The sequence below is a fragment of the Colwellia marinimaniae genome (assembly GCF_002207865.1).
GTDB classification, from domain to species: domain Bacteria; phylum Pseudomonadota; class Gammaproteobacteria; order Enterobacterales; family Alteromonadaceae; genus Colwellia; species Colwellia marinimaniae.
The window spans coordinates 1-217 of sequence record NZ_BDQM01000586.1 but is presented as its reverse complement, the minus strand read 5'-3'; the positions used below and the strand labels follow the sequence as shown (position 1 = coordinate 217).

1 pseudogene is annotated in these 217 nt (G+C 43.8%); it reads right to left on the bottom strand.

Annotation, left to right across the window (positions count from 1 at the left end):
* Window positions 1–117: 117 nt before the first annotated feature.
* A pseudogene (locus MTCD1_RS21130) lies at window positions 118–217 on the bottom strand (Nif3-like dinuclear metal center protein); the annotation flags it as partial.

Sequence of the window (217 nt, the reverse complement as noted above, 5' to 3'; positions counted from 1 at the left end):
TGAGCAATAATATGGCTAATACGGCTGGTTTGCTCAGACCCTTTCCCGTTAGATAGTTGCTGCTATTGAGTTGAGTTAAGCTAAGTTGAGCCCAGCTTAAACCTTAAACCTTAAACCTTAAACGGGATTATCAATATCACCAAATAGCACTTCAAGACCATGCTCCTTGGCCAAATGCTCACCTAACGCCTTTATGCCGTAACGCTCAGTGGCATGG